The organism is Sedimenticola sp. (assembly GCF_050289425.1).
In the GTDB taxonomy this organism is placed as follows: Bacteria; Pseudomonadota; Gammaproteobacteria; order Chromatiales; family Chromatiaceae; genus Sedimenticola.
Map to the genome: position 1 here is coordinate 57,459 of NZ_JBNKFS010000013.1, position 25,234 is coordinate 82,692.

Consider the following 25,234-nt stretch of genomic DNA (forward strand, 5'->3'; position numbering starts at 1 on the left):
CTCGTTCGCCACGAAGCGAAAGTAGGCTAACCGGTTTTGTATTGAATCTAAGTGCCGATGACAACTCAACAGATAGACCAAAAACTATTCAGCTTTGAACTCTTCCCGCCCAAGACCGAAGAGGGCATGGAGAAACTGCAGATCCAGGTTAAAAAATTGGCCCGGGTCAATCCGCTCTATGTCTCCGTCACCTTCGGGGCCGGCGGCTCAACACAACACCGTACCTTCCAGAGCGTCGAGTGGCTGGTGTCAGAGGGTATCGAGGCGGCGCCACACATCTCCTGCATCAGTAGCAGCAAAGCAGAGATCGTGGAGATGCTGGACCGTTACAAGAACCAGGGTATTCGCAGGCTGGTAGCACTTCGCGGCGACCTTCCGTCCGGAACCGGACTCGGTGGCCGTGGCGAACTCAACTACGCCAATGAGCTGGTGGCGCTGATTCGTCAGGAGTTTGGCGATCACTTCCATATCGAAGTGGCCGCCTACCCGGAGTTCCACCCACAGGCCGCCAACGCACAAGCGGACCTGAAGAATTTCCAGCGCAAGGTCGAGGCCGGAGCCAATGGCGCCATCACCCAGTACTTTTACAATGCCGACGCCTATTTCCGTTTTGTCGACAGTTGCGAACAGATGGGCATCCACATTCCCATCGTGCCGGGAATCATGCCAATCACCAACTACAGCAGTCTTAGCCGCTTTTCCGACGCCTGCGGTGCCGAGATCCCGCGCTGGATTCGCAAACGGCTGGAGGCCTATGCCGATGACGTGGAGAGTATCCGTGCCTTTGGGGTAGATGTAGTGAGCGCACTGTGCCAACGCTTGTTGGAACACGGCGCCCCCGGCCTGCACTTCTACACCATGAATCAGTCGGCGGCTACGCTGAAAATATGGGATAACCTGAACCTATCCCGCTGAACCGCCAGGACCGGAACCCGTGCCCATCACACCACGGCATAGGGTCCCGGGCATCCTGATCAAATAGCAGCTGCGGATAAGGCTCTCCGGTGACGGAGAGCCTCGTCGCCGCTAACACCTCCGCCACTCCGTCTATCCAACCACACACCATATGTCGATGATCGCCGATGGAAGTTGTTGTTATACTCCCTGTCCATTTCGCCAAGCATGACTCACGACCCACCAGAAACCGCACCGACAATGGCGTCGCCCCTTCAGAGACCGCTGCGATGGAACAAGAAAACGTGATCAGACTCCCCCCACTGCTCATTTTGCTGCTGTTAACCACCCTGGCCGGTTTCGTCTTCGGACTATTGCTACCGCACTGGCTGGCGCTACGTCCAGCCGCTCCGCTGCACCTGATATTCGCCCTGGGCATCATGCCGCTGATTCTGGGAGCCATGACCTACTTTGTGCCGGTACTGACCCGCACCCGGGCACCGGAACCCCTCTCGCTGATCCCGGCACTGCTCGCACTCGCCGCCGGCATCCTGCTCAGTATCAGCCTGTTTTTTTCATTCGCCCTCTATCCATTTGCCGCCGTCATCGGCCTGACTGCCGCTCTCTGGCTGAGCATTTGGATCCAGCGACGTAAAAAGCAGACCCTGGGACGACCCCACCCTGGCTTGATCTGGTATCAACTGGCCCTGGCCTCACTACTGCTCGGCCTGATTGCGATTCTGGCCGGCACGCTGTTTCCGGACTACTGGACCCAACTCAGGCGATTACATCTGCATCTCAATCTGTTGGGGTTCGTTGGCTTAACCGCCCTGGGCACACTTCGCGTCTTGCTTCCCACTGGCGGTGGTTATGGCGATCCGGAAGCGGGACCGTGGCTAATGCGCCAATGGCGATGGATGACATCGGGAGCCCTGTTCATGGCGCTCGGTGCTGCCGTGTCGCCCATCCTCTCACTGCTGGGCATGGTGTTGTGGTTACCCCCGCTGGCGCAATTGTTGAAGTCGCTGTTCATCACCCACCGGCAACACATCTGGCAACAGCACGGGGCCACGACCCCGCTGGCCTGCGCGGTACTTGGCCTGACTATTTTACTGCTGAGTGGAGCCGTCCACGCCTTTGGCTGGCACGCCGCCACCTATACCACGCAAGCCTTCATTCCGCTGTTTCTTCTGCCACTGGTTAGCGGTGCCGCCACCCATTTGCTGCCTCTCTGGGTAACCGCCGCCAGGCACAGCAATCACGAACAAGCCCTACGACAGCGTCTTGGCCGACACGGTGGTGGACGAGCGGCACTGTTTCTACTGGGGGGACTGCTCATACTGGCCGGTCAAGACTGGGGAGTTGTGCCTATATTGCTCGCTCTGCTTCACTTCATCATCGCCGCACTGCGCTGCCTGTTCTTAAAATCCTGAGCACAACTGGTATCATTCCCTTTGCGACAGCAATCAGGTGCCAACCGTTATGAGTAACAACCAGCAAATCGCCCAGCGCGACCTTTCGGTACTTTGGCACCCCTGTACCCAGATGAAAGACCATGAGTGGTTGCCGATGATTCCCATCAAGCGGGGCGAAGGGGTGTGGCTGGAGGATTTCGACGGCAACCGCTATATCGATGCGGTCAGCTCCTGGTGGGTCAACCTGTTCGGCCATGCCAACCCGCGTATCAACGCCGCCCTCAAGGAACAGGTCGATCAGCTGGAGCACGTGATGCTGGCCGGTTTCTCCCATGAGCCGGCGATCCAACTGGCGGAACGGCTGGTACAGGTCACGCCCGCGGGGCTCGATCGCTGCTTCTATGTGGATAACGGCTCCTCGGCCATCGAAGCAGCCCTGAAAATGAGCTACCACAGCTGGCGTAACCAGGGATTCAAGAACAAGCATCGCTTCGTCACCCTCTCCAACAGTTATCACGGCGAAACCCTGGGTGCCCTGGCGGTAGGCGATGTATCACTCTACAAAGAGACCTATGAACCGCTGCTGATGCCGGTCTTTACCGCCCCCTCGCCAGACTGCTTCAACCGGGAGCCGGGGGAATCGTGGGAAGCGTTCTCGATCCGCCGCTTCGCCGAGATGGAGACACTGCTGGCCGAACACCGCAACGAAATTAGCGCCGTTATCGTTGAACCGCTGGTGCAGTGCGCCGGCGGCATGCGCATGTATCACCCGGTCTATCTGAAACGGCTGCGTGAAGCGTGCGATCGCTATCAGGTGCACCTGATCGCCGATGAGATCGCCGTCGGCTTTGGCCGCACCGGCACCCTGTTCGCCTGCGAGCAAGCAGCCATCACCCCGGACTTCCTCTGCCTCTCCAAGGGATTGACCGCCGGCTACCTGCCCCTCTCCGTGGTGCTCACCAGCGAGCAGACCTACCGGACCTTTTACGATAACTATGAAAACCTGACCGCTTTCCTGCACTCCCACAGTTACACCGGCAACCCCCTCGGTTGTGCCGTGGCGCTGGCCAGTCTGGAGATCTTTCAACAGGACAATGTGATCGAGAACAACCGCAAACTGGCGCAGGTGATGGCGGAGGCAACCGCCCATCTGAACGATCACCCCCAAGTAGCCGAGGTACGTCAGCATGGCATGATCCTGGCCATCGAGATGGTCAAGGATAAAGCCAGAAAAACCCCCTACCCCTGGCAGGAACGTCGCGGATTGCGGGTTTACCAACATGCCCTCAGCCGAGGCGCCCTGCTGCGACCGTTGGGCAATGTCACTTACTTTATGCCGCCCTACGTCATCACGCCGGAGCAGATCCGGACACTGGCAACCATCGCGACCGAAGGCATCGACCTGGCGACTCGGGACTGACATGCAACAACACCGCATCTACACCCACCAGACCCTGCAGCCGGGGACCGCTCTGACCCTGGAAGAGGGGCCGGCCCGCCACCTGACCCAAGTGCTACGCTTGAAGTCCGGGGCGGAGATCATCCTGTTCAACGGCGACGGCCATGACTACAGCGCCCACTTGGATGAAGTCTCCCGGCGCCGCACCAGCGCCATCGTAGAACAACGCCTGGAGCCTGCCGAACCACCCGCCGCCCTGCTAATCCACCTGGCCATCGGTATCTCCAAGGGAGAGCGGATGGATTTCGCCATCCAAAAGGCGGTCGAGTTAGGCGTCACCGACATCACGCCGTTGATCACCGAACGTTGCATGGTACGCCTCCCCAGCGATCGCCAGGAGAAACGGCTGCAACACTGGCAACAGGTAATCATCGCCGCCTGTGAACAGTCGGGACGGCGCTATATACCGACACTCAACCCGGTGATGAGCTTGACCGACTGGCTCCCGTCACGCGCCACGCAGGGTGGCATCCTCTTGGATCACCGCGCCGAACATGCGCTTCATGAACTGGCAACGCCAGCGGATCAAGTGACCCTGCTAATCGGTCCGGAGGGCGGGCTGTCAGCGGAAGAACGCAAACTGGCGGCTGCCAATGGATTTAACGGCGTGCGTATGGGCCCACGGGTGATGCGTACCGAAACCGCACCCTTGGCCGCCATCGCCGCTATCCAGACCCTGTGGGGGGATTTTCGCTGATATAAACACCCCGAAGGGGACGGGCTACCATAGGAGTTGCCCCCACATACAGTCAAGGTCCCGGCAAGTCCATCTACCGCAATCAATGCAGTTTGTTTTTATTCACCACACCCTACAGCCGAATAGCATGTAGCGAGGACACAAAAGGCGTTCCTTACCGGGGCAACCCTACCGCGTAACCTCAGATCAACCGATCTTATAGATACCCAGCGAAGGCCCGGCAATCTCGGGAGGATCAAACACCGTATCGCCTTCTCCGTCGGCCGTCCCAAGATTTTTGAAGTCATACAGGGCTGCATCGGCCAAGTGCGAGGGCACCACGCTGGACAGAGCACTGAAGATGTTGGCGGTACGGCCCGGATACTGCTGTTCCCACTCCGCCAACATCTGTTTGATCTGTTTACGCTGCAGGTTTTCCTGGGAACCACAAAGGTTGCAGGGAATGATGGGGAATTCGCGGGTGCGGCTGTAGCGGGCGATATCCTTTTCGGCACAATAGGCGAGCGGACGGATCACTACGTGGCGGCCGTCGTCGGTATGCAGTTTTGGCGGCATCGCCTTCAGTTTGGAGCCGAAAAACATGTTCAGGAACAAGGTCTCAACGATATCGTCCCGGTGATGACCCAGTGCGATCTTGGTGATACCCATCTCACTGGCGACCCGATAGATGATCCCGCGACGTAGCCGCGAACAGAGTGAGCAGGTGGTTTTTCCCGCCGGAATCTTCTCCTGCACCACGGAGTAAGTATCTTCTTCCACGATACGGTACTCGACACCGAGCCGATCCAGATAAGCCGGCAACACCTCGGCAGGAAAGCCGGGCTGTTTCTGGTCCAGGTTCATCGCGATCAGCGTGAAATCGATCGGCGCCCGGGACTGGAGCGTGAGCAGAATATCCAGCAGGGTGTAGGAGTCCTTACCACCGCTGAGGCAGACCATCACCCGGTCCCCCTCCTCGATCATATTAAAGTCGCCGATCGCTTTACCGACCTCACGCTCCAGACGTTTTTTCAACTTATTGAAATTGTTGGAGCTTCGGGTCTTTTCCGTGGATTCTGACATGGGGACTTTCACAGCGGCAGGGGTAAAAACGGTGGATATTACACGCGGCGACTGAAAAAAAACAGGGCGGCGCCCATGCCGCCCATGCGTTTCGCTTCAGAGATGGAGGTCCGACAGGGCCGATTCCAACGCATCCAGATCCGGGATCAAGGCATCGACCCCATTGATCAGGACCCGGTTGACGACCATGGGGGTCGGCTGCGCATCGCCAGAATAGGGGGCGATTGACGCCTCGGTCACGCGTACCAAGTGGGGAGCCGAACGCAACAGGATACCGATATAGGGTATCTGGTCGTTACCATTCAGGGTATTACAGATAGCGACCCGGGCACGATGTCCGATTTCACCCCCATCTTGACCCAGCAAGCGTTCATAGGAGACCAACGGCAGCGCATGACTGCGCCAATTGAACGCCCCCAGAACCCAGTCCGGTGCGCTGTTGGTGACAGGATCCGGCGATTGGTAGCTCACCACCTCACAAACCGCGGCATTGGGCAGCAGCAATTGGCTCTCCTGCAGCGGTAACAATACACCCCTTACTTCGGCAGAGGTCCGGTTGCTCATCGCACCTCCTCATCGAGTACGGAATAGATATTGTCCAGCAGCTCACTCTCTTGATACGGCTTACCGAGGTAGCGTTTCACACCCAATTCCATAGCCAGGTTCCGGTGCTTATCGCCGGTACGTGAAGTGATCATGATGATCGGAATCTCCTTCAGCTCATCCGAATTACGCATATGCCGGGCCAGCTCATAGCCGTCCATTCTCGGCATCTCGATATCCAGCAGCATGATATCCGGGCGTTGTTCCTGCAGCATCGCCACCGCATCCACGCCATCCTTCGCGGTCAGCACATTCATACCGTGACGTTCCAGCAGGCGACCGGTTACTTTGCGTACGGTGATGGAATCATCCACCACCATCACGGTACGACCGACACCCGGCTCCGGCGCCGCCATATCGACGCGTGCCACCTCATGTTGCGGTGCCGCCGTCTGAGCCACATCCGAACGCACCAGTGCAGTCACATCCAGGATCAGCGCCACACGGCCATCGCCCAGGATAGTGCCGCCGGAGATCCAGCGTACGGTGGATACCTGCACACCGACCGATTTCACCACGATCTGGCGGTTACCCAACAACCCGTCAACCTGCATGGCTACGTGATGGTCACCCGCCCGTACCAGCAGCAGCGGGTACCACTTACGCTGATCCGAGAGATTGACCTGCCCCACATTGAGCATGTTCCCCATATAGCGGACCTGGTAATCCTGACCGGCGTAGCTGTACACCGACTGCCGACCGCTGTAACAGGCGTCGAGCTCCTGTCGGGAAACCCTTACCACACCCTCGACACTGCTGTGAGGGATGGCGTAGATCTCGCCACAGAGTTCCACCAGCAAGGCATCGGTGATAGCCAATGTCAGTGGCAGACGGATAATAAAGTTGGCACCCTGCCCCTTCTGGGAAGTGATATCCAGCGAGCCACCCAACTGTTTGACCTCGCTCACCACCACATCCAAGCCGACGCCACGCCCGGAGATTTGTGTCACTTCCTGGGCCGTACTGAATCCATGCTCCAACACGAATGGCAATACGTCGGAGTCCGAGACATCGGCCTTGGGATCGAGCAGGCCACTCTTGATCGCCTGCTCTCTGATCTTATTCATATTCACCCCGGCACCATCGTCCGAGATGACGATCTGCACGTCCGATCCCTCTCTGGATAGCTGCAAACGGATCTGGCCGGTTTCAGACTTACCTTTGCCGGCACGTTCGCCAGGGGTTTCGATGCCGTGGGCAATAGCATTACGCAGAATGTGCTCGAGGGGACCGATCATGCGTTCCAGGATACCGCGATCGATCTCGCTACCCGCTCCCTGAATCACCAGTTCGGCACGTTTATCGAGCTGATTACAGGTTTGCCGCACCACCCGGTGTAGACGCGGAACGATCTGAGAGAACGGCACCATGCGGGTACGCATCAGACCATCCTGCAGATCGGTGGTGATACGAGACTGCTGCAACAGCAGGGTATCCGTCTCCGACTGTAGCTCTTCCAGGAAATTGTTGATGTTGGACAGGTCGTTCACCGTCTCCATCAAGCTTCGGGAAACCTGCTGCATGGCGGAGAAACGATCGAGTTCTAGGGGATCAAATGAAGCATCGTGAGACGGTTCGTCACCCCGATCCTGCTCATACCGGAATAGGATCTGCGCCTCGGTTTCGATCTCCAACTGGCGCAGCTGCTCACGCAGACGGCTAATGGTCTGCTCCAGCTCCGACAGGTTAAAGCCCAGTTGCCCGTTCTGTTGTTCGATGCGGGTTCGGTAAATACTCACCTCACCGGCGTAGTTTACCAGTCGATCCAGCAGGTCGGATCGCACACGTACCTGCTCACGCTGGGCCCGCCCCGGCATTGACCCGGTTTCTTCGGCCGTCACGCTCATGGAGGCGCCGGAAATATCAGGCGCGTCAATTTCCGGCGATGGCTCAGCGACCGGGCCATCGGCGATTTCGATTTCGTTCGTCTCTTCCTCAAGCAGCGTGACATCGGCTTGATCGAGTCCATCCTCGATGGCTACCGTTTCCGCCTCAACGACTGGCGTTTCGTCTGCCATCTCAGCCGGCTGATCATCCGCCCCGTGTTCATAATCCGGCTCAGCCTCGGCGGAGGCAGCAGTCATCTCATCCGGCGCAGGCGCCGTCTCGGTCACCACGCTGAGTTCAGGTTCCGATTCGTTCTCTGGCTCGATCACGACAGGTGGACCGCCCGCCTTCAGCCACGACTCCATCTTTTGAACCAGATCTTCCGCCCCGCGTAACCGGGGGCCACCTGAGAGATCATCAATCTGTTCGGCCAGTCGATCCACCACTTCATGGGTGAGCGTGACCAGATCATCACCCGTGGTGACCTTCTCTTGATCGACAGCGGTTAACAGGGACTCGAAACCGTGGCTGAGATCGCCAATCGGCATCGCCCCGGCCAGACGTGCGCCACCCTTCAAGGTATGCAACGTACGCTGCAGCTCTTCCGATGCCTGCTTATCGCCGAGATCGAAGGCGACCGCCTGAAGTGTCTCCTCGAGAGATTCGAGCAGTTCCCGTGCCTCTTCCAGGAAGATGTCCACCAGCTCGGGATCACCCTCCAACTCCACCATTGCCGGTAAAGCACGGCTGATGACCTGTTCATCACCAACAGCCAGGGATTCTTCCACACCTTCAGGCGCTACCAGCTGTGCATCAGACAGCGCTTGATCATCCGGCCTTTCAGTAGACGGCTGTTCCTCGGTGTCCTCAATGACTTCCGGTAACTCGGCCGTCGCTTCGTTTTGCTCAGCCGAGCCCGCCATATCGACGCCGGGCGCTTCATCCGGTATCGGTTCCTGCTCCACCAGTTCGATCTGCTCTATACCGGTATCTGTAACCGGCTCATCGTCCTCCACGGGCTTGATGTCCGGAACCGGGTCCAGTTCGGCTTCCGTTCCCTCCGTCGCCGTTGACACCGTCTCGACGTCGACGTCGGTCTCTACCGGCGGGGGAGTGGCTTCCGCTGCAGAAGGTGCCGTATTCTCCACATCCGGCGCCGCTTCCACCGTGCGCCCGTAGGCATGGATATCCCCCACCAACTCCTGCCAATCCGGCAGTTGCGCGCCGGGTGCATTGATGACACCGAGGACATCGATGAACAGATCAACACTACGGCCGATCAACTCCAGTGCCGCCGGATCGGCATGCTTGCCAAGACCGTTGAGATCCGCCACCAGGGATTCCAGCGCCGTACTGACCTGGGCGATGGAATCGACCCCGGCCATCTCGGCACTGCCGTGCAGGGTATGCAGGGCCCGCACCAGTTCTTTGCCAATCCGACAGGCAACCGGGTTATTGCTGCAGGCCTCACGGAACTGGCTCAGCGTCTCGATATGGGTCCGCGACTCCGCTTCGAATATCTCCAGCAGCGTCTCATCCATGCTGATCGGCGCGGATTCCTCTGACACCTCAACATCGTCACTATCGACAACATCGATTTCAATTTCGGCTTCGGCTTCGGCTTCGGCTTCGGCTTCGGCTTCGGCTTCGGCTTCGGCTTCGGCAACATCAAATGGCTCTACCGACAATTCGTCAACCGCCTCTATCTCCGCTGACGGTTCTGGTGTCGCCGCTATCTCTTCTTGCTCATCTTCAGAGCTAAACGCCAATGACGCATCACTGGCGATCTCGTCTTCAAGAATATCCAGTTTGTCTTCGGCACTCTGCGGCGCTTCCGCTTCTTCGGCTGGCACCGTTTCAGTGGGTTCTGCCGCGGCGCGTCCCGGTTGCGCCAGCGCCTCCGCCCTGTCAATCAAAGGTTGGGTATCGACCGTGGCTGCCACCCCACTCTTTTGACACTCGATCAATGTCGGCAGTATCGCTACCGCGTCATTCAACAGCTGGATTACCGATGGTGACACTTCAATCGTTTCATCGATGACCCGATTCAGCAGGTTTTCAACTGCCCAGGCAAACTCACCGATGGTTTTGGCACCCACTAGCCGGCCACTGCCTTTTAGGGTGTGGAAAGAGCGGCGGAAAGTCGTGAGCGCATCCCGGTCATCGCGATTCTGGCACCAGCGTGGCAGATATTCCTGGATGACGGCCAGCTCCTCTTCCGACTCTTCAATGAAGATTTCAAGAATCTCGGCATCAATATCCTCCAGCGCGGGCTTATCCGCTGAAGGGGTATGGACTGGAGTTGGCTCCGGCTCGACGGTTAGGGAATCTTCCTCAACAGCGGACGCATCCGCTGCTTCAAGACCAACCGCTGCCAACGCCGGCTCATCCGCCTCGGCCACGATCGGTTCAGCATCTGGCTCGGCCGCTTCCGACTGCGCTTGCTCCGAGGTATCCGGAACATTAAGGCGCGCGAGAGCGTCCCGGGTCACATCGAGAATCTCCGGATGGATGCCACGGCCTTCTGTAACCGCCTCCATAAAGTACTCAATGCCGGTAACGGCATCGGCAAATGCATCCAAATCAGACGTACTGGGCACCCCTTTGTCACCAAGCAGGGTTTGCTCCACATAGTGATTCAGCCGTCCCATCAATACCGCCGCATCATTCAGCGTTAACACGCTGAATGCGCCGGCAATACCGTTAAAGCGTCGCGGCACATCCGCCAGTAAGGCTTTATTTTCCGGTGTCTCGATAAAGTTGATAATGGCCTCTTTGTTGCGGGCCATATCGATACCTGCCTCATGCATCACCGAGTCAACCAGCCGCTCAAATTCGCCCTCGGGGAGGCTGGATTGCACTTGATCACTCTGAGGTTGGGTGTAGCGCCTGACCACGGACAGGTTATTCAAAGAGGTTTCGATAAATAGGATATCACTGGCCATGGCCATGAGATCCTGATCATCGGGATAGCTGCCGGCGGCAACGATTTCGCCAATCTTGTCCGCCTGGCGCATGAGGCGTGAGCGCAACTCGCCTTGGCCCACCATACCGAGAGTATCGGCCAGTTTTTTCAACGGTTCCTGCTGGGCCTGCAGGCGGCTGAGATCCCCGCGCTTGCTGCGGATAAACAGGTCGAGCTGATCTTTGATGGCTGTCAGATCCGCACTGATTGCGCTACGCAATGAATCCAGCAGCTCTTTTCCAGGCGCGTGCAAATCGACTTGATCACTGCCCAGACCAGCCTGGCTAATCGGTCCGTGTGTCAGGTCAAACGCCTGCTTGACCTGAGCCACCAATGGATCGGAGGAATCCGCACAGGCGGTATAGTAGAGCAGATTCTTGATCAGATCATTGGAGGGAGAAGTGGCAACCGCTTGCTCGCCATCATCAATGATTCGCTTGATTTCCCGGTCGACCTTACCAACCAGCAGTTTAGTGGCAATACCGGAATCGAGGCTCTCGTCACGCAAGGCATTAACCACGGCCTGCGCCACCTCAAATAACCGCTTTACCTGATCCGTTCCGGCACGATCAGCCAGGTCCTGGAAGACCCCCGCGATACGCTCTAACCCACCCGCCACATCGGCGCCCCGATACCAGTCGAGCAGTGCCTTGTGGTACTTAAACCGAAGTTTTTTTGCAGTGGCCGGCAGTTCGGGATTGGCTTCCTGGGTGCCGTCGGCAGGCAAGAGTTTGCTTTCCAGGTCCGGGGCAAACAGCGCTACCTCTGACAACAGAGCGGCGTCTCGGGCTGCCCGCAGTTCATTCATCAGCGGTAGCAGTAGAATAGGGTTATCCGGTGAACCGGACTCAATCTTTTCCAGGTACTCAGGCAGTTGTGCCAACCCGACCATAAGCGCTTCGGCCGACTCTTTCCGCCGCTGCTCTCCGAGTGCCCCTAGTGCCTTGGCCACTCCCTCCATCTCTTCCGCCAGCATGGCGGCACCGTACAACTGCATCAGTTGCAAAGTACCCCGAACCTGATGCAGGCTGGCAATACAGCTCTCCAGTTCCGATTCCGGACCGGCTTCATCCACGTACGCCTCCAGCGCATGCCGAGCCGTCTCAAGAGATGAATCAAGTTCAACCCTGATCCATTTCAGCGCACTATGATCTTGGACATCACTCATACCAGGCCTTCATCTATGCCAGTGGTGGTTTATCTTTCCCGGCGTACGGTCGACATGCGTGCAGCGCTTGACCCTGCCATATCCGCCGCAAACCTGCCGGGGATATATAATGGCTTGATCTCTGCGACAGCCGACTGCAACACGACCTGATCCGGGTATCCGTTCATCCACGGCAAGTGTCCGTCAGTTGTATTCTGGGAGACGGAAACCGGCGACCGAACGTTGCAGTTCATCCGCCATATCCGCCAGGGCACCAATCGACGCAGCGGTCTGATTGGTACCATCCGATGTCTGGGTGGTGATCTCCTGGATGACACTCATGGTGTCATTCACTCGGGCCGCCTCTTCAGACTGCGTCTGTGCGGTGTCAGCCACACGCTGAATACGTTCGGAGATGTGATTCGATACACTCTCAATCTCTTTCAGCGCCTCACCGGCATCCTCTGCCAGCTGAGCACCCGACACCACTTCGGTGGTGGTCGCTTCCATGGAAGAGACCGCCTCATTGGTATCCGCCTGAATGGTCTTAACCAGCGCCTCAATCTGTTTGGTAGCGTTACCGGAACGTTCCGCAAGTCGCTGCACCTCGTCGGCAACCACGGCGAAACCACGACCGGCTTCACCCGCCATCGCCGCCTGCATGGCAGCATTCAACGCCAAGATGTTGGTCTGATCGGCGATGTCATCAATCAGCTCCACGATATCACCAATCTCCTGGGAACTTTCACCCAGTCGCTTGATTCGCTTGGAGGTTTCTTGAATCTGTTCGCGAATGGTATCCATGCCCTTAATGGTGCGACGCACGGTCTCGTTGCCCTTCGCCGCGATTTCAACCGAGTGCTGTGCCACCGTTGCAGATTCCGTTGCTTCCTGGGACATCTGGTCAATGGCGGAAGCCATTTGGTTGATGGCTGACGTCGCCGAGGTGATCTGATCGGCTTGGTGCTCACTCGCTTCCGCCAGATGCATGGCTGTGGCACGACTCTCCTGTGCCGACGTCGATACCTGCTCGGAGATTTCGTTAATGGTAGTTACCAGGCTGCGCAGCGCTTCGATAGCGTAGTTGATCGAGTCGGCGATGGCGCCGGTAACATCCTCGGTTACCGTCGCGGTTACCGTCAGGTCACCATCCGCCAAGTCGCCCATTTCATCCAGCAGTCGCAAAATAGCCTGCTGGTTTCGTTCGTTCAGCTGGCTACTCTCCACCTCACGACGCCGGGCCGTCAGCAACAAGGCATATCCGAGAGAGACCAGCATGGCAATAGCGATACCACCCAGCAATGCAATCAATACGGGGCCAGCCTTGACACCCATAATACTGATCAAGCCCGGGCTGTCACCGTAGGCCTCAACCAGCTTTTGCGTGGCGTCGTTCACCCGGTCAGACACGGCGGTAACCTGGCCGGCCGCTTCCAGTGCCGGCAGCACCGCAGGAACCGTCTCAATGATTTCGTCCGCATGATCGTTGATGGAACTGAACAGCATGGCGGCTTCACGCAGCTTCTGCACAATTTCAGGATTGGTAATCTTGGCGATCTTGAGAGAATCACTTCCCTCCAACATGCCGTCCAAGACACGACCCAGATGATCGGAATCACGACTGAACTGGTCGATGGCCGCGGCCGTGGCCTGGCCGCCCGCCAACACCTTGTTCACGTTTTTATCGATACGTTCAGACAGCATTAACTGCCGGGAGGCGATGGCTATCTGTGCAGGGTCCGCCTTGGTGGCAACCAGGTCACTGATCACCTGCTCGGAGAGCTCTTGCAGTTGCGGCATGAACTCGGTAATCACACCGATGAATTCCTGTACCGAGAGAATGGCGTCCCGGTTTGCCAAAATATCATCGGCATTCTGACGCAGTTCCAGCCAGGCACTCTCCACTTCACGTAACTGTGACTGCACCGGTTGGGGAGAGGCGGGCAGATTCACCGTCGGGTCACCTTGCTTCAACTCCGCCAGGATGCGCTCAAACTTGTCCCGGGCTTCACGTAACTGGCCGAATGCCGCCTGGTTACCCGCAGCGGCCGAGAGGGCGCTTTTGGCGATTTCCTGAGAGACCACTCGCTGCTCTTCAGATCGGATGATGTAGATTTCGTCATTCGCCGCCCACTTCGACACATTGGCGAATGCGAGCAGTGTTGCCAACAACGTGACCAGCAATCCGATGGATAAAATCAAAACCAGCTTATTTGAGGCAGCTCCACCGCCTGTTCTTTTGGTAGCCCTGGTATTCATTTAGTCTCTCTCCCGCAAGAGGCTTGTTCTTGTAAGGTTTCTGTTGCCACAAAAGACAAACGTTCACACACAGAAATCGCCTGAAAAAAAATCAGCCTGGAATCCGCGGATCTCAGGATCATAGTGAGGCCACCCTAAACTCAGTATTTTCTGCAAGCAGATGCATACTGAATACCGGCCTGATTGCGCCCTCTATCTGGTAGGCGCCCTGGACAAACTGCCTAATATACTCCGGTAGGATAGGGACGCTGGTGCGCTGTTCTTCAAGAAAATGTCGCATCCCTTGCACGTTTCCCACCAGCAAACCCGAATACAGCCCTTGATGATTGATCACCAGTACCCGGCTACGCCGTCCGATTACCACCGGGGCACCGCCAAGAAATTGCTGAAGATCGATAATCGGCAGCAAGTTGCCCCGAATATTCGCCATGCCGAGCAACCAGTCCTGGGTCCCTGGCACCTGGGTCAGCTCTTCCGGATAGTTGAGGATTTCCTTAACCTCCTGAAGCGGGGCAATTACACCCAATCCTGCAATACTGAACAGTACCCCTTCCCAATACTGCTGGACCTTATGCTTTGGCAGGCCCACCGCATTTTGGTGACTTCTGCTCTCGATGTTCTGCAGCAAGTGCAGCAGATCGGCCGATGTTGTTTCCGTCATGATAGCCAAATCAACCGGCAAGCACGGCCCTGATCTTGCCGAGCAGCTCCTCTGCCGCTACAGGCTTGACCACGTACTCCTTGGCTCCCTGTCTCAATCCCCATGCACGATCCGTTTCCTGGTCTTTGGTGGTTACCACGATAACCGGGATATCCTGAGTTTCCGGTAGCTTGCTGAGCTGGCGTGTCGCCTGGAAGCCGTTCAGCCCCGGCATGACCACGTCCATCAACACCAGATCGGGCTTGGATGTCTTTGCCGCCTCGACACCCGACTCACCGTCCGCGGCCGTAATCACTTTATAGCCACCACTTTCAACAATACCCTTAAGAATGTGCGTCTCCGTGGGGGAATCATCAACGATCAGAATAGTTGCATCCGTTGCAGCATCTTCTCCGGACTGTCCTGCACTGTTTTTCTTAAAAAAGCTTCTCATAATCTCATCTCTGCGGCTTTAATAGGATGTTGAATGTAACAACAACTGATCAGGCTGCCTTGCCAATGTGCTTGCGAATGGCACCTAGCAGCTCATCTTTGGTAAACGGTTTGGTCAGATACTCTTCAGAACCCACGATGCGGCCCCGGGCTCGGTCAAACAGGCCGTCCTTTGAAGAGAGCATGATCACCGGGGTTTTCTTGAATTCACTGTTGTGTTTGATCAGGGCACAGGTCTGATAGCCATCCAAACGCGGCATCATAATGTCCACAAATATGATGTCCGGATTTGTATCGGCGATGACTGACAGGGCTTCAAACCCATCGTTGGCCGTAAACACCTCGCAGCCCGCTTTTTTCAGCAAACTCTCGGCCGTTCTCCGAATTGTCTTGCTATCATCGATAACCATCACCTTTCGACCGGAGATATCGACATCGTCATTCATTAGCCAGCTTCCTCTGATTCGCACAACCCTTAACACGGGGGATACGTTGCGGTCCCTGCCGTAAAGTGTTCCTGCCACCTAACAATCCTCGCACCCACATTCTGATGCCTGGTTCAGTTCACCGTAGTCAGGCCAAACAGTTGCCACATCTGCATCCCGCCTCGGTAATATTTTATTTTTTCCGGGGGATAACCGACCGCCAGCAAGCCTTGAATGGCCCTTGGTGACTGACCGCATGCGGGGCCATTACACCAAAGAACCAGCTCCTTGCAGTTGCTAAAGTCCCATTTATCGGTCATCTGTTTCGCGTCCAAAACGCCCCACTGTTCCAATTTTTGCGTAAACTCGCCCACCGGTTCTCTTGGCTTGGCGCCGAACGAAATCAGCACCTTCGCCATTTCTGGGTCTTCGGCATCTTTACTCAAAACTGTAAAGGGAATGTTCACCGAACCAGGAATGGTGCCCTTGGCGTGCCATTCCGGGGTTCTCGCATCGATTATCATGCCTAAACCATCCCGCAATTGATCCTCCATAAAATGAAAAATCTCTATCTCGCCTATCGTCTCTACAGCCGGATCCACATCCATCGGCCTAATACAGAAGGGCGGACATTGCCGAATGGTTTTGGCAAAATAACCCCGAAGCTCAAAGTCCGGATCCTGCACCCGCTGCACCTTTACCGAACGTCCCTCATGCATGACATGGAGATAGGGTTTCCCCAGGTAGAGCGGTATCACCCCGCCCTCGGCTCCCACCTTCACTTCATCATTCGCACCGAACGCTTGCTGTCCTTGCGCCGCCACCAAGGCAACACAAACAGCCACAAAGGCCATTATTTTCCTCATTATTACCCCCAAGAGATCCGCTATCTGACGTAGCTTGTTTTTATTACTTCACTGTTGCATTCAGCTTAGCGTCCGGTAGACCCCTAACCTGAACCTTTTCTTCCGTTTTTTTGCTCTCAGCGATGCAGGAAACGATCCATTATCTTTTTTCTCAACTCAGAGATGGTCGCACCGGACTTGTACTCCTGATAAATCTCTTCCTGACTTCCAGGCGCCAGTTTGCCGTAAAACACTGCACTACCGGCATATTTTTCCTTCAGCTCACGCTCAAAATAGGCCCGAGAAAGCCTGCCGCCCGACGCCTCCGTCTCACCCACTGCCCCCCCGTCGACCTTGCCGGCCTCCTGATGCAACGCGCTCAAATAATCATCTTCCCCAGCAGCCATCACTGAGAACGAGATCACAAAACCGAAAATCACCAGGCAGAACCCGCACAGGACCGGGACAGCGCGGCCTGCTCCATATCGAATTAGCCACACTCTCATAACGCACCATACCTCCCAAACTGCACAAATCTTTAGATTCGCCAGCACGGCAAGGAGCCAAAAACAGCCCTGTAGTGCCCGGCCCGCTTCGTGTAATTAATATTATTGAGCCGTTATCGAATCTGATTTTTTCTAGTTACGACACTTTATTAGGATCACAACCTAAGAGAAAATAGCAACAGACTACCGCCACTGCAACCTCATAAAAGAAAAGTTGCAAGGCGGTCACCGACAAACCGGTATTCCTCAGGTATCATTGAAAAATGACTATTACACTCGGCGTTGTGATGGATCCCATCGACTCCATCAACATCAAGAAGGACAGCACATTCGCCATGCTCCTGGAAGCCCAGCGTCGGGGCTGGAACCTGCGTTACATGGAACAGCCGGACCTCTTCCTGGAAAACGACCGCGCTGGCGCCCGGGTACGTAACCTGCTCGTCGAGGAAAACCCTCAGGGCTGGTTTCGTTTCAGCGGTGAGGAAACCATTCCACTGGATGAACTCGATGTTATCCTGATGCGCAAAGACCCACCGTTCGACATGGACTATATCTATACCACCTATCTACTTGAAAAGGCCGAAGAGCGAGGGGTACTCATCGTCAATCACCCCGCCAGCCTGCGTGACTGCAACGAAAAGTTGTTCACCGCCTGGTTTCCCCAGTGCTGCACCCCCACCCTGGTCACCAGCAATCGGGAACGGATTCTCAGCTTTATGGAACAGCAGAAAGATATCATCCTCAAACCGCTGGATGGGATGGGGGGCAGCTCGATCTTCCGGATTCGCCAGGGCGATCCCAATGCCAACGTCATCATCGAGACGCTCACCCAGCATGGCAAGCGACTGAGCATGGCACAGCGTTTTGTGCCGGAGATCAGTCAGGGTGACAAGCGCATTTTAATGGTGGATGGAGAACCTGTACCCTACGCCTTGGCGCGCATCCCGAAACCCGGTGAGACCCGGGGCAATCTGGCAGCCGGCGGTACCGGCCAGGGTATTCCACTGTCAGAGCAGGATCGCTGGATCGCACTACAGGTTGGCCCCAGCCTGCGGCAACGCGGCATTCTGTTTGCCGGGCTGGATGTAATCGGTGACTACCTGACGGAAATCAACGTCACCAGTCCGACCTGCATCCGGGAACTGGATAGTCAATTCGGCCTCAATATCAGCGCCCAACTGATGGATAGTATTGAAGAGAAACTGGCATCATGAAGTATCTCAAGACCGCAGTTTGTCTGGCGTTGACGCTGTTCCTGACCGCCTGTGACACCACGCCGCCCCTGTTCAAGGGCAAATTTCTCGCCTTCGGCACACTGGTGGACATTACCATCGTCGGTGTATCACAGCAGGACGCGCAGGCGGCAACGGACATCATTGAAGATGACTTCAAGCGCATGCACCACTCCTGGCACGCTTGGGACCCGGGCCCGTTGGGCCGGGTAAATCGACTGATCGAAACGGGCGAAACCTTCTCTATCCCTCCTTCCGTGCTGCCGCTGCTTAAGCGCGGCATCGATCTGTCGGAAAAGAGTGACAGTCTGTTCAATCCAGCCATCGGTCAGCTGATTGATGCCTGGGGCTTCCACAACAACGATCCAAGCGGACATCGGCCACCACCCCAGGAGACGATTGACCGCTTATTGACCGCAGCGCCAAAGATGAGCGATCTGCATATCGACGGCATCCAGATGCGCAGCACCAATCCCACCGTCAAACTCGATTTCGGCGCCTTCGGCAAGGGCTATGGGATTGATCTGGCGGTAGACCACCTGAAAGAGCTGGGCATTCACAACGCCATTTTGAATGCCGGGGGCGATTTGCGGGCGATCGGCAGTCGCAATGGCGAACCCTGGCGTATTGCTATCCGCCATCCCAGCGGCGAGGGGGTGCTGGGACTTATCCTGACCGAGGGTAACGAAAGCATCTTCACCTCGGGTGACTACGAACGGAATTTCACCTGGGAAGGCAAACGTTATCATCATATTATTGATCCGCGTACCGGCTATCCAGCGGTCGGTACAACCTCGGTAACGGTCATAGACGATGACGCCACCACGGCGGATGCGGCGGCAACAGCGCTATTTATTGCCGGACCGTCACGCTGGTATGAAATTGCCAAGCGCATGGGAGTGGGTTATGTGTTGCTGGTGGATACGGAGGGAACTATCCATATGAATCCTGCCATGCAATCCAAGGTGGAACTGACTGACAAAAGCTTTCAGATCAAACTCAGTCCACCGCTGAACCCAAATTTAAAGCGTTAATCGACCCTGGCATGATGAAACGCGCCGGCATGACGACATCGATTGATCGACTGGGTTTGACACTATTTGTGGCCGTCACCCTGCATGCCATGGCTATCCTGGGCATCAGCTTTACCCTTGAGTCACCGGCCAAGCCCCCCACACCGGATCGCACACTGGAAATCATGGTGGTGCAGCATCCGAAAAAGGCCGACCTGAAAAAGCCCCCAGAGAAAGCCGATTTTCTTGCCCAAACCAGCCAGCTAGGGGGTGGCGAACAAAAAGAAAAGGTTCGCACCAAAACCGAGGTAACGCCGCCGACGCCTCCGCAACGGCCGGAGCCGATCCAGGCAACCCTACCCATGCCGCCGACTACCGCGAAGACGGCAGCCCAAAAGCCGAAGAAGGTGATTACCACGCAGCAGCCGGCAAAACAGAAGATCGAGACGGCCCCGGAGAGACAGCCGCAGAAACCGGAACAGCGAAAGGTAACCGCCGCTCAGCTGCTGGCAAGCACCACCCGGGAGATCAACCGGCTCACCGCCGAACTGGACAAAAAAACCAAGGCGTATGCCAAGCGCCCCCGGCGCAAGACCCTCTCGGCCAGCACCCAGGAGTACAAATACGCCAGCTATCTGGACGCCTGGCGGCGTAAGGTTGAGCGGGTAGGCAATCTAAATTATCCGGACGAGGCAAAGCGGCGCAAGCTGTATGGCAACCTGGTGCTGCATGTCGCGATCCGCCCGGACGGCAGTGTCAAATCGATTAATGTACGTACCTCTTCGGGCCATAAACTGCTGGATGACGCCGCGATCAGGATTGTCAAACTCTCTGCACCTTTTGCTCCCTTCCCGGCCGAGATCAGAAAGGAGACCGACATCCTCGATATCATACGCACCTGGCAGTTTCGCAATAACGATCAGCTTTTCTCAAAATAGATCGGCCTGACGGTTGCGGAGCTATCCCCCTCATCCGATACTATATAACTATGAGCAACCCCGTATCCCTGACCAACCAGTTCCTTATCGCCATGCCAGGACTGGCCGATGCCAACTTTCATCACACCGTGACCTATCTCTGCCAGCATGGTGCAGAAGGTGCCATGGGCATCGTCATCAACCGCCCCTCCGGATTAAGGCTTAACGACATTCTTGATCAACTGGATATCAGCGATAGCAGCCTGCCCTGCGCTGAACAGCCGATCTATATCGGCGGCCCGGTACAGACCGACCGGGGCTTCGTATTGCACACCACGGGGGGCGAGTGGGACTCCACCCTACAGATCACCCCGACCATCAGCATCACCACTTCTCGGGATATTCTTGACGCCATTGCCCGGGGCAAGGGACCGCAAAAGACCCTCATTGCCCTGGGTTATGCGGGCTGGGGCGTGGGTCAGTTGGAAGATGAAATGAGCGCCAATGCCTGGTTGAATGGCCCGGCGCCGGAGCAGGTGCTGTTTGATTTGCCGGCCGAAGCACGCTGGGAAGCGGCGGCCAAGGCCCTCGGCATAGACCTGAACCTGCTATCGGGTGAAGCCGGACATGCCTAGAGACGGGTTACCGTTAACGCCACACTGCCCTGACCGGGTTAGCCAAACACCGCCCGCTTGCCACCCCGCCGGGTGGTACGGGTTCGGCGGCAGCCTGCTCCCTGTCGACCGTATTCGACGCTGATCTGCCAGCGAAAAATGGGTACACTACTGGGCTTTGACTACGGCACCGCCAAGATCGGCATCGCCGTCGGGCAGACAGAGACCGGCACCGCCAATCCGCTGGTCACCTTACGGGCCATTCAGCAGAAGCCGGACTGGAAGCGGATCAGCCGATTGATCGAAGAGTGGCTGCCGGAGGCGTTGGTAGTGGGCCTTCCCTACGATATGGATGACAGCGAGACTGAAATCGCGCCGCTCGCGCGCCGCTTCGCCCGGCAACTGGAAGGTCGCTATCGACTCCCCGTATACCTGGCTGACGAGCGACTGACTTCGCAAATAGCCCGTCAGGAGCGGGGCCGTGGAATGAAAAAATACGATGAACTTGATGCTATTGCAGCAAAACTGATCCTGGAAACCTGGTTAAGTGAAAGACGATAAAATCTATATGCAGGCCGAAGCGATTGATGGGCTGATCGGCGAAATGGTACAAGCCATCAAAACCCGCCTGGAAGTTCAACAGGCCAAGGATCCGGTGATGATCGGCATCCACACCGGTGGTGTCTGGCTGGCGGAACGACTACACAAGCTGCTGGAAATCAAGCAACCGCTCGGCACCCTGGACATCTCGTTCTACCGTGACGACTTCACGCGTATCGGCATGAACCCCAAGGTTAAACCGTCCCAAATCCCGTTCGAGGTCGAAGACCGCCACATTATCCTGGTGGATGACGTACTGCAGACCGGCCGCACCATCCGCGCGGCCATGAATGAAATCTTCGACTACGGGCGCCCGGCCTCCATCCTCCTCGCCACCCTGGTGGAGCGCAGTGGCCGTGAGCTGCCGATTCAACCCAGCGTGGTAGGCGTACGCCCGCCGCTGACCCACGAACAACAGATAACGTTGACCGGACCGAAACCGCTCAACCTGATTATCGGCACCTCTAAACAGGAGACCAGGGGAACATCGTGAGCAAGCCCAATATCCAACTCGACAATCAAGGCCGACTCAAGCATTTCCTCACCATCGACGGACTCAAACGGGAGATGTTGACCGAGATACTCGATACCGCCGAGTCCTTTACCGGGGTATCGGAACGGGTGGTCAAAAAGGTACCGTTACTGCGCGGCAAAACCATCTGCAATCTGTTCTTCGAAAACAGCACTCGCACCCGCACTACCTTCGAGGTCGCCGCCAAGCGCCTCTCGGCGGACGTGCTCAACCTGAATGTCAGCACCTCCTCGACCACCAAGGGTGAAACCTTGCTGGACACCCTGCGCAATCTCGAAGCAATGCACGTGGATATGTTCGTGATCCGCCACTCGGACAGCGGTGCGGCACACTTTTTCGCCACCCATGCTGCCCCCCATATCAGCGTCATCAACGCCGGCGACGGCCAACACGCCCACCCCACCCAGGCGATGCTCGATATGTTCACCATTCGGCGACACAAGGGGGAATTTACCGGCCTGCGGGTTGCCATTGTCGGAGATATTCTCCATTCACGTGTAGCCCGTTCACAGATTCTGGCCCTGAATACCCTAGGAACGTCCGAAGTCCGCGTGATCGCCCCGCGCACCCTGCTACCGCCCGACCCCCGCACCCTGGGGGTACACATCTTCCACGACCTGGAAGAAGGTATCCGGGACGTGGATGTGGTGATCATGCTGCGCCTACAGAAAGAGCGCATGACCGGGGCGCTGTTGCCCAGTGAACACGAATATTTCCAGCTCTACGGGCTGACCGAAAAACGACTCAAAGCGGCCAAACCGGACGCCATCGTGATGCACCCCGGCCCGATCAACCGTGGGGTCGAAATGGATTCCCAGGTGGCCGACGGACCACGCTCGGTCATCCTGCAACAAGTGAGTTTCGGCATCGCCGTCCGCATGGCGGTGATGTCCATGACCATGGGCACCCAGGCCCAGGGAGCGGCCGCACGATGAATGCCTCGAACAGCACCCGAATTACCGGCGGCCGGCTTATCGACCCGGCCAACCAGATCGACCAAGTCACCGATCTGTATATCCACAACGGGAAGATCGTAGCCATCGGCGACTGTCCAGAGGGTTTTAGCGCACAACAGACGATCGACGCCAGCGGCCGGATCGTCTGCCCAGGACTGGTAGACCTGAGTGCACGCCTGCGGGAACCGGGGCAAGAACATATCGCCACCATTGCCAGCGAAACCGCCGTTGCCGTCAAGTCCGGCATCACCACCCTCTGCTGCCCGCCGGACACCGACCCGGTCATCGACACCCCCGCTGTGGTCACCCTGCTGTTGCGGCGAGCCAAACGGGCGGCCCGTGCCAGAGTACTGCCGATCGGCGCCATGACCCAACAGCTGGCCGGTGAATACCTGAGTGAGATGGTGGCCCTGAAGCGGGCGGGCTGCATCGCCATGAGCAACGGCTATGCGCCGTTGGCCAATACCCTGGTGGAACGACGCGCGCTGGAGTATGCCGCCACCTTCGGCATTACCGCTATCCTGCGCCCGGAAGACCGCCATCTGCGTAATAACGGCTATGCTCACGAAGGCCCCGTCAGCGCCCGCCTGGGGCTACCGGGCATTCCCGAGGCCGCCGAATCGGTTGCGGTCGCCCGGGATCTCGCCCTGGCCGAACATACCGGCTGCCGCATCCACTTCCACCTGCTCTCCAGCGGCACCGCAGCGCGCATGATCGAGCAGGCGCAGCAGCAGCGCCTACAGGTATCGGCCAATGTAGCCGCCCACCAGTTACACCTGACCGAAATGGATATCGAGGATTTCGACAGCAATTGCCACCTGAATCCACCCCTGCGCAGCCTCGCCGACCGGGATGCCCTGCGGGCGGCACTGGCCAAAGGGGTCATCGGTGCTATCTGCTCGGACCATCAACCGTTGAAAGCCGACGCCAAAGAGGCCCCCTTCCCCTCCACCACAACCGGCATGGCCGGCTTGCAGACGCTGCTGCCGTTGACCCTGAAACTGGTGGATGAGGGTGTGCTCAGCCTTTCCGAGGCGATCGCCCGCGTCACCTGTGGACCGGCGGATATGCTGGATCTCCCCTACGGCCGCCTCAACCCGGGCAGCAGCGCAGATATCTGCATCTATGACCCAAACAGACATTGGGTGCTCAAGCGGGAAGAGATGCCCAGTTCGGGGCGCAACACCCCCTTTATCGGCTGGGAGTTCCAGGGTCAGGTAACCCATACCCTATTTGAGGGTCGCCTCGTATTTCAATCAGAAAGTTCAACCCAGGCCTGAGCCAACACATGACCAACAACAAACCCCATCGTGACACTCTCTTCCTGGAAGAGGCCGAAATACTCTCCCACCAGGCATTTGAAGGCGACCAGTATATTCTCCGGCTCCAGGCTCCCCGCTGTGCCGAGAAGGCGCTGCCAGGCAGCTTTGTGCACATTCAATGTGATAGTTCCAGACCCCTGCGTCGACCGATATCTATCATGCGTACATCGGCCCAACAGGGTTGGGTGGAGCTACTCTACAAAGCGGTGGGGGAAGGCACCCGCCTGCTGGCACAGCGCAAGACGGGGGAATCGCTCAGCCTGCTCGGCCCCATCGGCGTGCCGTTCAAGCTTAACCCGGAGCGTCCCCGTCCGCTGCTCATCGGCGGCGGTGTCGGTATGCCCCCGATGGTTTTTATTGCGCAGTCGCTGGCCGGGAAGCGCGAATTCCGGCCCCTGGTTATCCTCGGTTCCGAAGTGCCCTTCCCGTTCAAACCGCAACCCTCCACTCTGTTGATGCCGGAGATGCCGGACGGCGTAATAGCCAGCATGCCGCTGCTGGATGACTGGCTGATCCCAAGCCGACTGGCCAGCTTGCAAGGTTTCCCGGGCTGCTATGAAGGCTATGTGACGGAGCTGGCCCGCCACTGGCTCCAGTCGCTACCTGCCGAGGAGCTGTCCCAGGTGGAGATCTTCTCTTGCGGTCCCCATCCGATGTTGGAAGGGGTGGCCCGACTGGCGGACGAATTTAATCTGCCTTGCCAGGTGTCACTGGAAGAGTTCATGGCCTGTGGTGTAGGCGGCTGTGCCGGTTGTGTGGTTGAGGTACAAACCGATCAAGGCCCCGCCATGAAGCGGGTCTGCGTGGATGGGCCGGTATTTGACTCACGGAAGGTATTCCCCGCCTGACAC

At 57.4% G+C, this 25,234-nt stretch carries 22 protein-coding genes; 13 read left to right on the forward strand and 9 right to left on the reverse strand.

Features of this window, described 5'->3' with window-relative positions; genetic code table 11:
* Positions 1 to 57: 57 nt before the first annotated feature.
* From metF to ACQY5R_RS10730, 4 genes are all read left to right on the forward strand, one after another.
* Entirely contained in the window at positions 58 to 915 is an 858-nt protein-coding gene (gene metF / locus ACQY5R_RS10715) for a methylenetetrahydrofolate reductase [NAD(P)H] (protein ID WP_428608191.1), read from the forward strand.
* Positions 916 to 1,184: 269 nt separating this feature from the next.
* A complete protein-coding gene (locus ACQY5R_RS10720) occupies positions 1,185 to 2,327 on the forward strand; it encodes a hypothetical protein (protein ID WP_428608040.1) in 1,143 nt (380 codons plus the stop codon).
* A 49-nt stretch (positions 2,328 to 2,376) separates the two neighbouring features.
* Entirely contained in the window at positions 2,377 to 3,729 is a 1,353-nt protein-coding gene (locus ACQY5R_RS10725; RefSeq protein WP_428608042.1) for an adenosylmethionine--8-amino-7-oxononanoate transaminase, read from the forward strand.
* A gap of 1 nt (position 3,730) precedes the next feature.
* The gene (locus ACQY5R_RS10730; protein ID WP_428608044.1) at positions 3,731 to 4,465 is read left to right on the forward strand and encodes a 16S rRNA (uracil(1498)-N(3))-methyltransferase; all 735 of its coding nucleotides are present in this window, start codon (positions 3,731 to 3,733) and stop codon (positions 4,463 to 4,465) included.
* 186 nt (positions 4,466 to 4,651) lie between these two features.
* Here the strand turns inward: ACQY5R_RS10730 and ttcA are convergent, their stop codons facing one another.
* From ttcA to ACQY5R_RS10775, 9 genes are all read right to left on the reverse strand, one after another.
* Positions 4,652 to 5,527: a tRNA 2-thiocytidine(32) synthetase TtcA gene (gene ttcA, locus ACQY5R_RS10735; RefSeq protein ID WP_428608045.1), complete on the reverse strand. Its 876-nt coding sequence runs from the start codon at positions 5,525 to 5,527 to the stop codon at positions 4,652 to 4,654.
* Positions 5,528 to 5,623: 96 nt separating this feature from the next.
* Positions 5,624 to 6,091 carry a chemotaxis protein CheW gene (locus ACQY5R_RS10740; RefSeq protein ID WP_428608047.1) on the reverse strand — a complete coding sequence of 156 codons (468 nt, stop codon included), beginning with the start codon at positions 6,089 to 6,091 and terminating at the stop codon, positions 5,624 to 5,626.
* On the reverse strand, positions 6,088 to 12,090 hold the full coding sequence (locus ACQY5R_RS10745) for an Hpt domain-containing protein (RefSeq protein WP_428608049.1): 6,003 nt from the start codon (positions 12,088 to 12,090) through the stop codon (positions 6,088 to 6,090). Before ACQY5R_RS10745 ends, ACQY5R_RS10740 begins: the two co-directional genes overlap by 4 nt.
* Positions 12,091 to 12,273: 183 nt before the next feature.
* Entirely contained in the window at positions 12,274 to 14,328 is a 2,055-nt protein-coding gene (locus tag ACQY5R_RS10750) for a methyl-accepting chemotaxis protein (RefSeq protein WP_428608052.1), read from the reverse strand.
* A gap of 118 nt (positions 14,329 to 14,446) precedes the next feature.
* On the reverse strand, positions 14,447 to 14,989 hold the full coding sequence (locus ACQY5R_RS10755; protein ID WP_428608055.1) for a chemotaxis protein CheW: 543 nt from the start codon (positions 14,987 to 14,989) through the stop codon (positions 14,447 to 14,449).
* A 10-nt stretch (positions 14,990 to 14,999) separates the two neighbouring features.
* Positions 15,000 to 15,422, reverse strand: coding sequence for a response regulator (locus tag ACQY5R_RS10760; RefSeq protein ID WP_428608057.1), 423 nt, complete (start codon positions 15,420 to 15,422; stop codon positions 15,000 to 15,002).
* Between the two features lie 49 nt (positions 15,423 to 15,471).
* Positions 15,472 to 15,867 carry a twitching motility response regulator PilG gene (gene pilG, locus ACQY5R_RS10765; protein WP_428608060.1) on the reverse strand — a complete coding sequence of 132 codons (396 nt, stop codon included), beginning with the start codon at positions 15,865 to 15,867 and terminating at the stop codon, positions 15,472 to 15,474.
* A gap of 113 nt (positions 15,868 to 15,980) precedes the next feature.
* Positions 15,981 to 16,700, reverse strand: coding sequence for a rhodanese-like domain-containing protein (locus tag ACQY5R_RS10770; RefSeq protein WP_428608062.1), 720 nt, complete (start codon positions 16,698 to 16,700; stop codon positions 15,981 to 15,983).
* Between the two features lie 128 nt (positions 16,701 to 16,828).
* Complete coding sequence (locus tag ACQY5R_RS10775) at positions 16,829 to 17,197, reverse strand: hypothetical protein (RefSeq protein WP_428608064.1); 369 nt, start codon at positions 17,195 to 17,197, stop codon at positions 16,829 to 16,831.
* A 263-nt stretch (positions 17,198 to 17,460) separates the two neighbouring features.
* Here ACQY5R_RS10775 and gshB point away from each other — a divergent pair, with 263 nt between their 5' ends.
* From gshB to ACQY5R_RS10820, 9 genes are all read left to right on the forward strand, one after another.
* Positions 17,461 to 18,411, forward strand: coding sequence for a glutathione synthase (gshB, locus tag ACQY5R_RS10780; protein WP_428608066.1), 951 nt, complete (start codon positions 17,461 to 17,463; stop codon positions 18,409 to 18,411).
* The gene (locus ACQY5R_RS10785) at positions 18,408 to 19,463 is read left to right on the forward strand and encodes an FAD:protein FMN transferase (protein ID WP_428608068.1); all 1,056 of its coding nucleotides are present in this window, start codon (positions 18,408 to 18,410) and stop codon (positions 19,461 to 19,463) included. The genes gshB and ACQY5R_RS10785 overlap by 4 nt, the downstream gene beginning before the upstream one ends.
* A gap of 29 nt (positions 19,464 to 19,492) precedes the next feature.
* Positions 19,493 to 20,380: an energy transducer TonB gene (locus ACQY5R_RS10790; protein WP_428608071.1), complete on the forward strand. Its 888-nt coding sequence runs from the start codon at positions 19,493 to 19,495 to the stop codon at positions 20,378 to 20,380.
* Positions 20,381 to 20,430: 50 nt separating this feature from the next.
* Positions 20,431 to 20,994, forward strand: a complete 564-nt coding sequence (locus ACQY5R_RS10795) for a YqgE/AlgH family protein (protein ID WP_428608072.1) — start codon at positions 20,431 to 20,433, stop codon at positions 20,992 to 20,994.
* Between the two features lie 138 nt (positions 20,995 to 21,132).
* Positions 21,133 to 21,534 carry a Holliday junction resolvase RuvX gene (gene ruvX, locus ACQY5R_RS10800; protein ID WP_428608074.1) on the forward strand — a complete coding sequence of 134 codons (402 nt, stop codon included), beginning with the start codon at positions 21,133 to 21,135 and terminating at the stop codon, positions 21,532 to 21,534.
* Positions 21,535 to 21,541: 7 nt separating this feature from the next.
* On the forward strand, positions 21,542 to 22,066 hold the full coding sequence (pyrR, locus tag ACQY5R_RS10805; RefSeq protein WP_428608194.1) for a bifunctional pyr operon transcriptional regulator/uracil phosphoribosyltransferase PyrR: 525 nt from the start codon (positions 21,542 to 21,544) through the stop codon (positions 22,064 to 22,066).
* Positions 22,063 to 23,040: an aspartate carbamoyltransferase catalytic subunit gene (locus ACQY5R_RS10810; protein ID WP_428608076.1), complete on the forward strand. Its 978-nt coding sequence runs from the start codon at positions 22,063 to 22,065 to the stop codon at positions 23,038 to 23,040. The genes pyrR and ACQY5R_RS10810 overlap by 4 nt, the downstream gene beginning before the upstream one ends.
* The gene (locus ACQY5R_RS10815; RefSeq protein ID WP_428608079.1) at positions 23,037 to 24,341 is read left to right on the forward strand and encodes a dihydroorotase; all 1,305 of its coding nucleotides are present in this window, start codon (positions 23,037 to 23,039) and stop codon (positions 24,339 to 24,341) included. The genes ACQY5R_RS10810 and ACQY5R_RS10815 overlap by 4 nt, the downstream gene beginning before the upstream one ends.
* An 8-nt stretch (positions 24,342 to 24,349) precedes the next feature.
* Positions 24,350 to 25,231 (forward strand): dihydroorotate dehydrogenase electron transfer subunit, encoded by an 882-nt coding sequence (locus ACQY5R_RS10820; protein WP_428608082.1) that lies wholly within the window; start codon positions 24,350 to 24,352, stop codon positions 25,229 to 25,231.
* Positions 25,232 to 25,234 lie beyond the last annotated feature (3 nt).